Genomic DNA, 13,986 nt, shown 5'->3' with positions numbered 1-13,986 from the left:
CACAAAACTAGCTGATTTACCCGATCCGCACTGGGCTCCCAAATATGTGAGCAGGACGCATAGATGCCTGCTCATTTCTGGCTCCAGAAAACAGCCATCCCATTAACGCTGCACGAGGTAGCCGTGCTCTCCGAAGAGGAAGCGCGGCTGCTACTCGCCGAGATGCGTTGGGGAAGTCGAGAACAGCAGGTATGCCCGGAGTGCGGGGTAATCGACAAGCATTACAACATCCGCTGCCGCCGTCAGTGGCGATGCAAGCATTGCTTCTTCACCTTCTCGGTCACAACCCGAACGCCGTTTGCGGACCAGAAAGTCGGTTACCGGAAGCTGGCCTTGGCCATCTTCGCCTTCCTGATTAACCAGAAGGGACTTCCTGCTCTGGCCTTGCGCCGTATCATCGGCGGTCAATATCGCACGTCCTTCACCCTGCTCCATAAAATCCGGGAAGCCATCATGCTGACGGTTTCTCCCAAAAAACTGAAAGGGATCGTGGAGATCGACGGCGGCCACTTCTCTGGTCGCCCACGAAAGGGCCGGAAGAAGTCGGAACCGTCCACGCCGGAGATTCCGAAGAAATATCAGGTCCAGCATCGGCGGAAGTTCAAGTCCGTGGAGTTTCCTCATCACCCCAATCGACGCATCATCCTAGCGCTGCGGGAGTATGCCGGAAAGGGACTCGGGGCGGCGCGAACGGTGGTGGCAGTTTGTCGATCCGAGAACTCCGCCGATTTGGAGGCCCTGTCCGGCCTGTGGGTCGAAAAGGGCTCCGTCATTCGCTCGGATGAGCTTTCCGCCTACGGGAACCTCAAGTATCTGGGGTATGTTCACGAAACCGTGAACCACTCGGTTGAGTTTTCAACGGATTCAGGAGTCAACCAGAATCAAGCGGAGAGCTTTTTCTCCCGAATGCGCCGGGCCTGCATAGGGGTTTATCACCGGATCACACCGAAGTATATGCTGGATTACGCCAGTGAGATTGCATGGCGGGAGGATGTGCGGCGGAAGGATACCCGGAGTCAGTTCGCCATGCTGATGGGGAGGGTTTTCGGTTCTGGTCAGTCGCGGGACTGGTGGAATTACGGGCACGGGAACAAGCGGGCGGCGGAGATTCTGTTTCAGGTGCTCCCTAGCAGCCCTTCCGAGAGTAAATCCTAGTGATGTAACTACGCACCTCTCTGTACAGAGAGGTGACTTATGGTTGTGACTTGGCGTGATGGTGGTCTGTGGATTCTCCCGGAGAGCAAGGAAGAGCACTCTGCGTTGGCGACGATGCACACCGGATTAGGCGGCGTAATCGGAGCCTATCGCAAAGGGAACGGTGAAATTGGCGTAAAGAACTCCTTGCCTAGAGAGCAAGGAAGTGCAGAGCAACCCATATTCTCGGCAACTTAGACATCTCCCCATAACTCTATGGAGTGCTCTTCCACGCCTTCACCAGCGGGTACGACTATTAGCGAGTTTTCGGGGTCATCCAACAGCGGCCAGATTTTCTTAAAAATTGTGGCGGCAGTATCGTCAGAACGAACGCCCCAAACCGAGTATTGAATGTGCTTGGCTTTCATATCTCGAAGTTTGTCTTCGAGTGCGTTGTAATCGGTGTCTTTGCTCGAACCGTCATAAACAATGAGATAGCGGGGCATTTGATGAGTTGTAACCTTTACCGCCCGATGGTTCTCATCAGGTCAGAAATCTTGACCTCTAGTGCATCGGCCAATCGCTCCAAAGTCTTGAGCCCAACTTCCCGCTTTCCGGTCTCCAGTTCACAGATATGCGTCTTGCTGAGTTCCGCGTGAGCAGCAAGGTCAATCTGTCTCCACCCGCGCTGGCGGCGCAAGTCCCGTATCTTCTTCCCGAGCCGAATGGAGATGTCTGCTGCCATCACTCCAGCATCTGAATTTTCTGCCGATGAAAGTTCGTGTATGCCTGAATTTTGGCAATGATTCGGATGGGATTTTAAGGAGGATAGCGTGGAAGAAAACGAAAAGAAGAGAAATAGGAGGGCTACGACAGGAATCGTCGTGGTCGGCGTACTAGTTGTTCTTGCTTTGGTGGTCGGACTTAGGATTCGGAACGGTAATTCTCAAGTCAACCAGGGAGTGACAAGTCAACCTGTAGCTGCGCCAGTCGCCATCCAGGCATCAGCAACTACACCTCAACCTCCAGAGACGACACAGGATGCAACAAGCACCACACCAACAGAAACTACCTGCACGATGTTCATGCAGGATGCCGGGAAAACTGCGGAAACACGTCGCCAGTTCGCGGAGAAAGTAAACGAATCTGAAGGAGCAATGCAGACTAGTGGTGTCGATCCGGGACTTGAGACAACCACGGGAGGAGATGATGCTGAGGATTTGCTGTTTACAACGCCTCCCGCCAACGGGACATCACTCGCGGATGCAGTTTTGACGTGGCACAGCGACAAAGGGAATGCGATTCTCTGTAACGAAGGGTTTGCTGAAGTTCAATTCATAGTGAAAAGAGAAGATGGTAAGCAGACTCTGATGAAGAAGTTCAAGACAGATGGAATAGCTGCGCTGAATTATGCCCGCAAATATCAAGTCACTCCAATGCAGTAAGGGACTGGGGAAAGCAAGAGAGTATATGCTTCTCAATGTGATCTAGCGCAAACGGAGCCGGATCACTAGGTTGGCACGGATGTTGACTGACAACATCGGCCTTCCTCCTTTCCGGGCACTCAACTATCTTCCATTCCACATCCATAATCCAACCCCGTTGTCTCTGGGATCGTGAACTCGGATCACCGCTTCCTTTGCGGCCATAGCCCGCAGCCGCTTGGTCAACTTGTGTCGTTGCCACTCCCTCTCTTCTAGGGTCTGACCACGCTCAATAGAAAACACCTGAAACAGGTGAGTCTGTAGCTCTTGTGTATTGACCGGTCTACCAGCTTCTTTAAGAACGCGGATGATCTCCTTCGTAAAAGCGCCATTTACCAATTCCAGGCGGCGAGGATGGGCTTCTATCGGGCGAATATCAGTGGGATCAATAGACGGAAACTTGGCTAGTTTGGCATCTATCTTGGCGAGGGAGGATTGGGCTAGGTCGCGCTGTTGCTCCGCCTCCTGCAAAGCCGGTCGCAGAATAACAATCCGGCGTTCAGCTTTCGCTAAAGCGCCGGATTGATATGCCCGGTCTCGGATTAGACGCGCTAACTCATAGGGGATTTTCAAGGCCATGAGCTACTTGTAAAGCAAAGTTTCTAACGTGTCTTGTGCGTCAGAGACATAATGGCGTTTGAGTCATAACTACACGACGTTCTGTTGCGGGCTACGGGTTGTTTTTGGGGGCCTCTCCACCTGCGTGCTTAGCGAGAATCGATTGTTCAATATCGAAGAACCTGATTGATTGTGTATCACACGTATATTGCAATGCATAATCAATGTACAAAAATTGTATACAAGAAAGTTTATGTCATCCTTATGGTTTGGTATTGAGAAGTAAAAACCTTAGGAAATAGCCTAAATATGGGCATAATTTTCAGATAAAGTTTCTTTAATTTTTTTATTGACACTAACTTTACACAACTATATAAGGAGGTATTCCTTTCGCACTTCCCCCGTTTTTGAACCTTCAGTACTCGCAGTTCAGTCAGACAGATTTCTTCATAATTTGTAGCTTCATGAGTTTTAGGAGGGGTGATGACCGTCCGGAAATTATGTTGCAGTGTATTGGTGACTTTAGCCCTGTTGATCAGCGCAGTTGTGGGCAATGCTCAGTCGGGTCAGGCGGATGTACAGGGCATTGTTAAAGATTCTGCCGGATCAGTAATCCCCGGTGCGGAGGTTACGCTCTCGAACGCCGACAGCGGTGATAAGCGCGTCGTCAAGACTGGCTCCGATGGGCGCTATGCTTTCCCGACAGTCGCTCCTGGGCATTACGTCATTGGTATTACAGCGAGCGGATTTTCTCCGCAATCGATTACGGGATTAACGATTGAGCTTGCCCAGCACGTCAATCAAGATGTTGCGCTCAAGGCCGGCGGCACCAGTGAGGTTGTAGAAGTCACCGGCACGGTTCCTGCCGTGGATACGACTTCCAATGACGTGGGCGGACTCGTTACGCAGGAAGAAATTAACGACCTGCCAATCCAAAATCGTCAGTACCTGGCGCTGTCGTTGCTGACGCCGGGTACAACGCAATCTGGTTCGCGCAGCTTTTACTCCAATGTGCAGACTGGCGGCGGCGTCTACTTTTATGCCAACGGATTTTCCTGGGACGGTGTTTCCAATCAGCAGACAGAGGAAGGCGATCCGCGCCAGAACATTCCCGAGGATGCGGTTGGCGAGTTTAAGACGTATACGGCGCAGATGCCCGCGGACCTTGGATGGGCGATGGGAGGCTACACGGCGCTGGTAACAAAAAGCGGTACCAATCAGATCCATGGCGATGTGTTTGAGTATTATCGCGATACGGCAATGACCGCTCCGAACCAGTTTCAGGCGGCGACGGCAGCTCTGCAGAACACGGGCAATCCTACCTATAACCGCAATCAGTACGGCGGTTCGGTGGGGGGACCGATCTTCAGAAATCGGACGCACTATTTCGGTGCCTATGAGCGCACGCAGGCGACAACGTCGTGGACGTTGTTTGAGCCCGCCGGCTCAGCCGCAGCGACATACTATTCCTCACTGCTTGGCACATTCGAGAATCCTAGCCATGACCAGTTGATTGTTGGTCGAGTCGATCATGACCTGGCGCGCAACCAGCAAATCTTTTTCCGTGTAGGTTTTGAAGAGCAACTGGCCACGGCGCAAGGCTGCGGTGGCACAAATACAACCGGATGCTATGACGGCCAGTTCCCGCGCAAGGCTTATGTTTTTGGCCATACATGGGAGCCAACGGCAAGGATGGTGAACGAAGCACGCTTTCAGTATGCGTATATTTCCTACGAGCTGGGCCCTTGGAATACGCCTCCGCCGAAGAAGCCCGAAGACTTCCTCAAGCCTAGCTATGCGCAGAACATTACTCTGGCCTACTCGTTTCCCAGCTTCAGCTACGGACATAACTACGCGGCTGATGGCGTGGAATCGCGCTGGCAGCTCAATGATGCACTCTCACTTCAGCAGGGAGCGCATTCCATCAAGGTTGGTGGCGATGTAAGCTACGTTCCTTATACGGATGCCGTGGCGAGCAATCTGAATGGCACTTACACCTTCTCGAAGGATCAGCCATTTGATGCGACAGCGGCAACGACATCGAAACTTGATCCGACACTGGTTCAAAGTTTCAGCCAGTCGGCGGTTCCGCTGCTCTATTACCTGCCGTCTACGCAGCAGGCTTATTACGTCGAAGATAGCTGGAAGCTAAGACCGAATCTCACGCTCAACGTTGGCCTTCGGTATGATCTCCAGCGAGGATCGCCGTTCCTGAATACGTACACGCCTAATCCCAATAAGCCGACGATTCCTTATGAAGGGAATCCACATGATCGCGGCGATTGGAATAACGTGGGACCGAGGCTGGGCTTTGCCTATGATCCGTTCATGAAGGGTAAGGACGTGATCCGCGGAGGTTTTGGCATTTTCTATAACTTTATTGAGACGGAGCTCAGTGAGGCTGAAAAGCTCAATTTTGTGGCATGTAGTATCAATCTGACTTCGACCTCAACTAACACCGTGCCCTATCCGAATCCATATGGCGGTCAGAGCGTGACGAGCTTCTGCTCTTCCACAGCCAACACAAATGTGTCGATTCTGTCTCCTACGCTGAGCAATCCTTATCTTCAACAGTTCAGCCTGGGGTATAGCCGGCAGTTGACGGATACGATGTCCCTGTCCATCGATGGACTCTACGATCGCGGCCTTCGTGATTACAAAGTGTATGACCGGAACTTGCCGGCTAACTATGTCGGTTTGACTCTGCATCGTCCCAATACGCAGATGGCGCAGATCCAGCAGCATTCATCCACTGGAGCCAGTGAATACAAGGGCCTGTTTATCAAACTCGACAAGCGGATGTCCCATAAGTACATGTACACGGTGTCGTATGCGCTCGCATCTGCGTCGGACAATAATCCGCATAGCGCGCCGGTCAACTACAACAATCTGAATCAGGATTGGGGACCATCCAGTATCGATCAGAGGCATGCGTTTGTTGCGAGCGCTACTTATGAGATCCCTTTCATCAAGGTTCTGGTGGGCGGTATCTTCCAGTACCGCAGCAAAACGCCATACAGCATAACGACTACGCAGATCACTGCAGATGCTTCGACAACTACGGGGCAGCCGAATGACGGTTACGGAGTTCTGCCCTACAACCCGAACTTTAACGGAACCGCGCAGTATGTTCCCGGCACTACCCGAGACCAGGGTAATCGCGATATCAACTGGGATGCGATTAACAAATATCGCCAACAATTGAACGATCATGCACCTGCTGGTGGGTATAAGGCGACAAGCTACTACACTGCTTGCCATCCCACCTCGGGAGTAGCGCCGAACTGTCTGACCACTAACCTTGGAGCGGATTCTGTTGCCTCAAACCGTTACAAGGACTTTGATCTGCGCGTCTCCAGAGCGGTTTTCCAGCATGAACGGATGAAGCTGGAAGTCATTGGGCAGGCGTTCAACCTGTTTGGCACTGAGAACTACACGTCGGTTACAACCTCGCCGGTCTCTTACACATTTGGCGCTCCGACTGCGGCCAATACGGTCCAGATTGGCGAACTTGCAGCCAAATTTACCTTCTAACCTGCAACCGAAGTAATGAGTATTGGTGACGTCATTAGCGTAAGCATGAAACTGGCGCTGAAGGTCTGTTATGTATGACCTTCAGCGCTTTCACTGAGGAATGTTTATGAAATGGATGAGTGGTGTGCTGTTTCTTGGGCTTGCCGGAACAGTTTGTCTTGCGGCCCAGGGGAGTGATCCGGCGAAGGTCTCAGCCTATCTCAAGACCCTGCCCACGGTTCCGCCCGCGGTGTACGGGGATGCAGAGAAGGAGACATTAGCAACATCGGGAATCGGTTGTGCGGATCATCTCCAGGAATCGCCATCGAACCGCAACAACTATCTATGGTCGTTCCAGAAAGCTCCGGAATTGCTTGATGGCTATGAGCGTAACCGTGCTTTCTTTGGCTGCGGGACATGGCATGATTCTGTTGCCTCAACATGGATGATGGTTTCGCTGTTGCGGCAGGAGCCGAAGATTACACTGGCATCCGATATTAAGGACATTGCCACGACACACTTTCGCAAGTCGAACACGGATGGTGAGGTTGCCTTCTTTGCCCGTCCTGCCGGTGGCGGTGAGGGCGGTGGTGAAGGCATGGGGATGGCCTTTGAACGTCCTTATGGATACTCGTGGCTGCTGAAACTTTATGGTGAGAGCAAAAGCTGGTATACGCCCGATGGCCGAAAGATGTCAGTGGCGCTTGCCCCGCTTGCCCGATGGATGTCGGAACGCTACGTCTTCTTTCTTTATGATCTTAAGTTTCCGTTACGTACGGGTGTTGAGAGCAACACTGCCTGGGCGATGAGCCTGGCGCTTGATGGAGCGAATCTTTCAGAGAACGAGACGCTTAAGACTGCAATTCATGACACAGCGATTCGGCTGTTCTCGAAAGACAAAGATTGCCCGGTAAATTTTGAGCCGCAAAATAACGACTTGATCTCTTCCTGCCTGACTGAGGCTGCATTGATGGGCAGAGTAATGGATCAGGCATCGTATCTTAAGTGGCTGGATGGCTTTTTGCCGCCTGTGTATTCCGATCTCTTCCAGGGGTATTCCAAAGAGATTGATGTAAGCCATACGAACACGTCTGGTCCTGACGTGCAGGTTCAGGAAGCGGCAAGAGCGCGCCTGATTGCATTGAGCTTTCAACGCGCAACGCAGATGTTAACCATTGCATATGCCCTGCCTAAAGATGATGCGCGAGTTGAGGTATTGCGCCGCCTCGCGGCAATCAATGCCAAGAATGGGTATTCCAAGGCGGGCATCTCTGGTTATGAGGGAAGGCACCTGATTGATGTGTATGCCCTTTTGTACGAAAACGAATTAAAGGGACCGGCGTTGTTGGCGCCTCCGCCCAAGCCGAAGGGGCACGACCTGGCTGCTGAAACGGACGCTCCATAAGGCACGAGGCTATTACACATGGGGAATGAGACAACAGACACCTCACAGAACAGGATTAATATGCGCGCCTTCTCCAAATTGTTATTTCTCTTCATTCTCAGTAGTTCCGTGGCCGCTTTTGCTCAGAAAGATGAGAGCGCAAAGATTGCAGCTTATTACAAGACCATGAAGACTGCTGCACCTCCTGACTACAACGAGACGGAGCGGCTGGCACTGGCAGCAAATCCTCTAGGTTGCGAAGAACATCCGCACGCGCCGGGAAGAAATACGCCCGGCTACCTGTGGCAGCGTGATGGAAAGCCACACATCGCGGAAGAGTATGAGAAGCATCGCGCCTTCTATGGATGCCTTGACTGGCATTCCGCTGTTAACTCTACCTGGATGATGGTGTCGTTGATTAAGTCGGACCCGACCATCACCTTGGGGCCGGCCATTCGCAACGATCTGCAATACCGGTTGCAGAAGCCGAACATTGATGGAGAATTGCAGTACTTTACGCATTTGCAGGGGTTGGGAGCTGATTTTGAAAAGCCGTATGGGTATGCGTGGCTGATTAAGCTCTATGGCGAAACAAAATCATGGAACGATCCTGAAGGGCAGAGAAGCACTGCAGTTCTTGAGCCTCTTGCGACATGGATGACCCAGCAGTTCATCGCTTATCTTCACAGCCTGAACTATCCCATTCGCATTGGTCTTCATCCGAACACTGCTTTGGATATGGGATTTGTGCTGGATTCGACAGCACAAACCCACGATACGGCACTAGAGACCGCTGTGCGCGAAACTGCCTTACGCTTGTTCTCGAACGATAAGCACTGCCCGGTGGCTATGGAGCCAGTGTTCAATGAATTTGCTTCGCCGTGCCTTACCGAAGCAGCGTTGATGGGGCGTGTGATGGAGCCGGAGGCTTATGCAAAGTGGCTCGATGAGTTTCTGCCCCCGGTGTATGCTCCCGAGTTTCAGATCTACGCAGCCGATATTGATGCGCTGCATGGCGATAACCGGGACACAACCGGCACAGAGCAAGAAGGCCAGCCAAATGCCCATCTTATCGGCTTGAGCTTCCAGAGAGCGGCTGACTTTCTTTGGATTGCCCGCTCGCTTCCGCAAGGAGATCCCAGAGTGCCTGTTTACCATCGCTTTTCTGAGATTACGGGCAAGCAGGGGTACGACAAGATCGGCCTCGGCGGCTACCTTGGGACACATTGGCTGGCGACATACGCTTTGATGTACGAAAACCTGCTTGATAGCAAGGCTGGATCAGCACAGTCCGCAAAGAAGTAACTCAGCTTGCATATGCATGGTGCACGGAGGTTTCCGGCAGCAATCAGTCATGTGCTTTTCAGGCAAATTCAGATGAATTGCCAGTCGCAAGGCTGGTTTGACAGTAACCTGAGTGCGGAGGGAAGATGGGTACTTTGTATACTCTTGATATACAAGGTGCCCTTATGACCGAATCAGCAAGGATTTATCGGGAACTGAAACAAGATATCGTTACCTGCGCTCTGCAACCGGGGCTTTCTCTGTCAGAGCAGGAAATGTGTTCCAGGTATGACGCAAGCCGTACACCGGTGCGCGAGGCCTGTCGCAAACTGTGCGAAGAGTCGCTGATGCAAATGATTCCGTTTCGCGGCTACACAATTCCTGCTCTCACGATTGAGGAGTACCGCAATCTTGACGAGCTGCAGACAGTGGTGGAGCCTACGATTGCAGCGATGGCGGCAGAGCGTGCCAGCCAGGCGCAGATCAAGGAAATTGAATCATGGGGATCGTATGAATACAAGGTGGGGCAGAAGAATAGCTACTTCACATTTTTGGAATGGAACCGGAACTTTCACATTGCAATTGCGGCGGCAAGCCGCAACCAGGCGTTGTTGGATGTAGTGCAGAATGTTCAGACGCGCTTGATGCGCTATTACTACCTGGTGATTGTGATGGATGCCTATGGCCCTGAACTCGTGAAGGAACATCGTGACCTGGTGCGCGCCATCAAGGCCGGCAATGCGGAGCTTGCAAGAACACGCGCCAGCGAGCATCTCCTGAATACAAGACGCAGGAGTATGAACATCGATCTGCGGACAGTCAATCCGGAAATCGGTGTCTATACGGGCACACCACCAAGATGACGAAACGTGTAGTCAATATGTAGCTCGGGGAATGGTTTAGTTATGGGCGAATTGGGAATTCGTCTAAGGCGAGATTTTGTTCAGCGGAACACGCAGATGTGGAGGAGTGTCCCATGGCAATGGGGATTGCTATAGATACCGGTGGTACATTTACAGATTGCGTGTATCTCCAAGATGGAAAGCTAGTCGTCCTAAAGGTATTTTCGACTCCCTCGGATCCGGGAGAGGCTGTGTTGAACGGGCTGCAGCAAATTGCTTCTCCTGGAGAGCTTTTGGTGCGCCACGGCACTACGGTAGGTACAAATGCAATGCTGGAGCGCAAGGGCGCTCGCATAGCATTTGTGACGACAAAGGGTTTTGAAGACACGATCTCTATAGGCCGTCAGGCTCGCCCTAAGTTGTATGACTGGTTCCAGCCTGCGCCGGAGTGCCTCGTCGATCCGGAGCTGCGGTTTGGCATCACGGAGAGGGTTACTTCAGAAGGGGAGATTGTCGCAGAGCTGGATGAGAAAGAGATCGACGAACTCTGTGCGGCAGTGCAGCATGCGAATGTGGAAGCAATTGCGCTTTCTTGCCTGTTTTCTTTTGCGAATCCTGCAAATGAACGCCGCATTGCAGCTTCTCTTGAGAAGCTGGGGTTGCCGCTCTCCATATCGCACCGGATTCTTCCTGAGTTCCGAGAGTATGAACGCGCTTCTACTGTTGTAGCGAACGCCTATCTTGCGCCCAAGGTTGGCGGCTATTTGACGTCATTGGCAGATCGCGTCAAAGAGAGATATGCAGGATCGCGCCTGGAAGTTATGCAATCGTCGGGCGGTATTATCTCGTCTCGTCTTGCAGCAGCCGAACCTGTCCGCACGGTCCTTTCAGGGCCCGCCGGAGGAGTAATCGGCGCGCAGAAGCTTGCAGCTATGGCAGGATTCCACCGCATTATCGGTTTTGATATGGGCGGTACTTCGACGGATGTGTGCTTGATTGATGGTGAAGCGGGAGGGCTGCACACCAGCAATGAGTCTGTGGTTTCCGGAGTGCCGATAGGCGTTCCGATGCTTGATATTCATACCGCAGGCGCGGGCGGTGGATCGATTGCGCGTTTCGATGCTGGTGGAATGCTGCGAGTTGGGCCGGAATCCGCAGGCTCTACGCCGGGCCCGATTTGTTTTGGGCGCGGAGAACTGCCGACAGTGACAGACGCGAATCTCGCACTGGGCAGGCTGGATACGGATCGCTTCCTGGGTGGAAGCATGAAGCTTGACGAAGCTCGTATGCGGCATTGGATGGAGAGATCCAAGGGCAAGATTGCCAGCGTGGAAGAGTTTGCGGCAGGCATTCTGCAGGTTATTGAAACTTCCATGGCTAAGGCAATCCGAGTTGTCTCGGTTGAGAAGGGGTATGATCCTCGCGATTTTACGCTGGTTGCTTTCGGCGGAGGCGGACCTGTTCACGCTTGTTCGCTTGCCCGTGCTCTGAAAGTTCCGCGTGTTCTGGTGCCGAGCCTGCCTGGAGCGCTCTCTGCAGTGGGCATTCTTTTGGCAGATACGATGCGTGAGTATTCACGTACGGTCATGCTGCCTGTTGCGTCACCGCTGGAAAGCATCTTTCTTGAGGTTGAAGCGCAGGGCGAAGAGGATTTTCGTGAGGAAGGGCTGAAGGGCGTATCCATGCGTACTGTCGATCTTCGTTATGAGGGGCAGGGGTATGAGCTGAATGTTCCATATGGTCCTGATATGGCTGAAAGCCTTCACAAGTTGCATCAGCGACGCTATGGGTTTTCCAGCACGGACCGTTCGATTGAAGTGGTGAACGTGCGAGTGCGAATGACAGCGTCAGCCGAAACCTTTGAACCTGCTAAAGAGAATCTGCAGAAAAGCAATGGAGAGCACGCATTGATTGGTATGCGCGAGGTTTATTTCAATGGCGAGTTCCAACAAACACGCGTTTATGATCGCGAATTGCTGAAACCCGGGGATACGTTTGCTGGCCCGGCAATCGTTTCTGAGTATAGTTCTGCAACTATCCTGCCTCCTGGCGATGTACTGAGAGTGGATGAGTTTCGCAATCTTGTTATCGAGGTGCACGGATGAGTTTGGTTGACGAGATTCGTGACCCGATAGAACTGGCAATCTTTCAGAACAGCATTCACTCGATTGCAGAAGAGATGGGTGCAGCATTGCGACGGACGTCCATCTCGCCTAACATCAAAGAGCGACGGGACTACTCCTGTGCACTGTTTGATAGCGCGCAGCGTGTTATCGCGATGGGCGATCACATGCCAGTTCACCTGGGCGCTATGCCGATGTCTGTTAAGGCAGTGGTGGATAACCTTCAGATGAAGGAAGGCGATATTGCGATCCTGAATGATCCGTATGCAGGTGGAACGCATCTTCCTGACATCACGCTGGTACTGCCTATCTTCATGGGAGATGATCCCAAGCCCGCTTTCTACGCTGCTTCGCGAGCACATCACGCTGATGTAGGTGGAATGTATGCGGGATCGATGGGACCGGCACAGGAGATTTATCAGGAAGGAATCCGTATTCCTCCGATCCTTCTGATTCGAGAAGGCCAGATACAAGAGGGAGTTCTGTCTCTCCTTCTGGCCAATGTCAGAACTCCGGAAGAACGCAAAGGAGACCTGGCTGCTCAGATTGGCGCATGCCGTGTAGGTGCGCGGCGCATTCAGGAGATTGTCGAGAAGTATGGCTTAGCTAAGGTCAATGCTTTGACGGACGAGCTGATTGCCTATTCCGAGCGACTGATTCGAGCAGAGCTTCGCAAAATGCCTGCCGGAACCTTTGAGGCGGAAGATTTTCTTGACGGAGATGGAGTAACGGATGAACTGATACGGATTGCTGTTTCGCTTCAGTTTCATCCCGATACGGGTTCCGTGGAGATTGATTTCAGTGGTTCGTCTCCGCAGGTGCGCGGCAGTGTGAATGCGGTCTATCCCATTACGTATTCGGCTTGTTTCTATATGCTGCGTTGCCTGTTGAGTGATGATGCGCCGGCGACAGCGGGCATCATGAATGCGGTGAACCTTTCGTTGCCTATTGGGACGATTGTGAACGCGACTCTGCCCGCGCCAGTGGCTGGTGGCAATGTTGAGGCGAGCCAGAGAATTACCGACACTCTCCTGCGTGCGCTGGCTAAAGCCGCTCCTGACCGTGTTCCGGCAGCTAGTTATGGCACTATGAGCAACCTCACGATTGGTGGCGTGGATCATCGCACTCACGTTCCGTTCACGTATTACGAGACGACTGCCGGAGGCATGGGTGCACGTCCCGGCATGCCCGGTATTGATGGCATTCATTGCCATATGACAAATTCCTTGAACACTCCTATTGAAGCGCTTGAATATGCCTATCCATTCCGCGTGCGGTCTTACGGCTATCGCCGTGGGTCTGGCGGCGCGGGTAAATACAAGGGTGGGGATGGTCTTGTTCGTGAGATTGAGTTGCTTACGCCTGCTCAAGTGACTCTCCTGTGCGACCGCAGAAAGCTGCAACCGTATGGGTTGGCCGGTGGAGATGGAGGAGCCTCAGGGAAGGCTGCTCTTATTGCCGTTGACGGAACCCAGACTGAACTGCCGGGCAAATGCACACTGTATCTGAAAAAGAATGAAGTTATCAGGATAGAAACGCCGGGTGGCGGTGGCTGGGGAAGTAACGAGTAGCAGCAGCAGCGAGCCAAAGCGTCTGATTGTGGCTGAGGATTGATTGTAGCCTCTCGACAACCATGTAGAGAAGAAGCCTCCTTTGAAGATGAG

At 52.6% G+C, this 13,986-nt stretch carries 11 protein-coding genes; 8 read left to right on the top strand and 3 right to left on the bottom strand.

Annotated features, from left to right (window positions below):
* Nucleotides 1-63: 63 nt before the first annotated feature.
* Nucleotides 64-1,155, top strand: coding sequence for an IS1595 family transposase (locus AC5S3R_RS13565; protein ID WP_494267595.1), 1,092 nt, complete (start codon nt 64-66; stop codon nt 1,153-1,155).
* Between the two features lie 233 nt (nt 1,156-1,388).
* On the opposite strand, the gene AC5S3R_RS13560 is transcribed toward AC5S3R_RS13565, so the two are convergent.
* Together AC5S3R_RS13560 and AC5S3R_RS13555 are read right to left on the bottom strand one after the other, a co-directional pair.
* A complete protein-coding gene (locus AC5S3R_RS13560; RefSeq protein WP_494267593.1) occupies nt 1,389-1,640 on the bottom strand; it encodes a hypothetical protein in 252 nt (83 codons plus the stop codon).
* Between the two features lie 17 nt (nt 1,641-1,657).
* Complete coding sequence (locus AC5S3R_RS13555; RefSeq protein ID WP_494267592.1) at nt 1,658-1,879, bottom strand: helix-turn-helix domain-containing protein; 222 nt, start codon at nt 1,877-1,879, stop codon at nt 1,658-1,660.
* A gap of 88 nt (nt 1,880-1,967) precedes the next feature.
* On the opposite strand from AC5S3R_RS13555, the gene AC5S3R_RS13550 reads away from it, so the two are divergent.
* Nucleotides 1,968-2,579 (top strand): hypothetical protein, encoded by a 612-nt coding sequence (locus AC5S3R_RS13550; protein ID WP_494267591.1) that lies wholly within the window; start codon nt 1,968-1,970, stop codon nt 2,577-2,579.
* A 123-nt stretch (nt 2,580-2,702) separates the two neighbouring features.
* Here the strand turns inward: AC5S3R_RS13550 and AC5S3R_RS13545 are convergent, their stop codons facing one another.
* The gene (locus AC5S3R_RS13545; RefSeq protein ID WP_494267590.1) at nt 2,703-3,197 is read right to left on the bottom strand and encodes a hypothetical protein; all 495 of its coding nucleotides are present in this window, start codon (nt 3,195-3,197) and stop codon (nt 2,703-2,705) included.
* 510 nt (nt 3,198-3,707) lie between these two features.
* Between AC5S3R_RS13545 and AC5S3R_RS13540 the strand changes: the two genes are divergently transcribed.
* The 6 genes from AC5S3R_RS13540 (at nt 3,708) to AC5S3R_RS13515 (ending at nt 13,893) form a co-directional block, all read left to right on the top strand.
* Nucleotides 3,708-6,710 (top strand): TonB-dependent receptor, encoded by a 3,003-nt coding sequence (locus AC5S3R_RS13540; RefSeq protein ID WP_494267589.1) that lies wholly within the window; start codon nt 3,708-3,710, stop codon nt 6,708-6,710.
* A gap of 106 nt (nt 6,711-6,816) precedes the next feature.
* Nucleotides 6,817-8,094: a DUF2891 family protein gene (locus AC5S3R_RS13535; protein ID WP_494267588.1), complete on the top strand. Its 1,278-nt coding sequence runs from the start codon at nt 6,817-6,819 to the stop codon at nt 8,092-8,094.
* Nucleotides 8,095-8,202: 108 nt separating this feature from the next.
* A complete protein-coding gene (locus AC5S3R_RS13530; protein WP_494267587.1) occupies nt 8,203-9,378 on the top strand; it encodes a DUF2891 family protein in 1,176 nt (391 codons plus the stop codon).
* 125 nt (nt 9,379-9,503) lie between these two features.
* On the top strand, nt 9,504-10,220 hold the full coding sequence (locus tag AC5S3R_RS13525; protein ID WP_494267585.1) for a GntR family transcriptional regulator: 717 nt from the start codon (nt 9,504-9,506) through the stop codon (nt 10,218-10,220).
* A 113-nt stretch (nt 10,221-10,333) separates the two neighbouring features.
* Nucleotides 10,334-12,304 carry a hydantoinase/oxoprolinase family protein gene (locus tag AC5S3R_RS13520; RefSeq protein WP_494267584.1) on the top strand — a complete coding sequence of 657 codons (1,971 nt, stop codon included), beginning with the start codon at nt 10,334-10,336 and terminating at the stop codon, nt 12,302-12,304.
* The gene (locus tag AC5S3R_RS13515; protein WP_494267583.1) at nt 12,301-13,893 is read left to right on the top strand and encodes a hydantoinase B/oxoprolinase family protein; all 1,593 of its coding nucleotides are present in this window, start codon (nt 12,301-12,303) and stop codon (nt 13,891-13,893) included. Before AC5S3R_RS13520 ends, AC5S3R_RS13515 begins: the two co-directional genes overlap by 4 nt.
* Nucleotides 13,894-13,986 lie beyond the last annotated feature (93 nt).

The sequence above is a fragment of the Occallatibacter sp. FHG110214_02 genome (assembly GCF_059115385.1).
The sequence above is the reverse complement of the archived record's forward strand: the minus strand, read 5'-3'. Positions and strand labels throughout refer to the sequence as shown.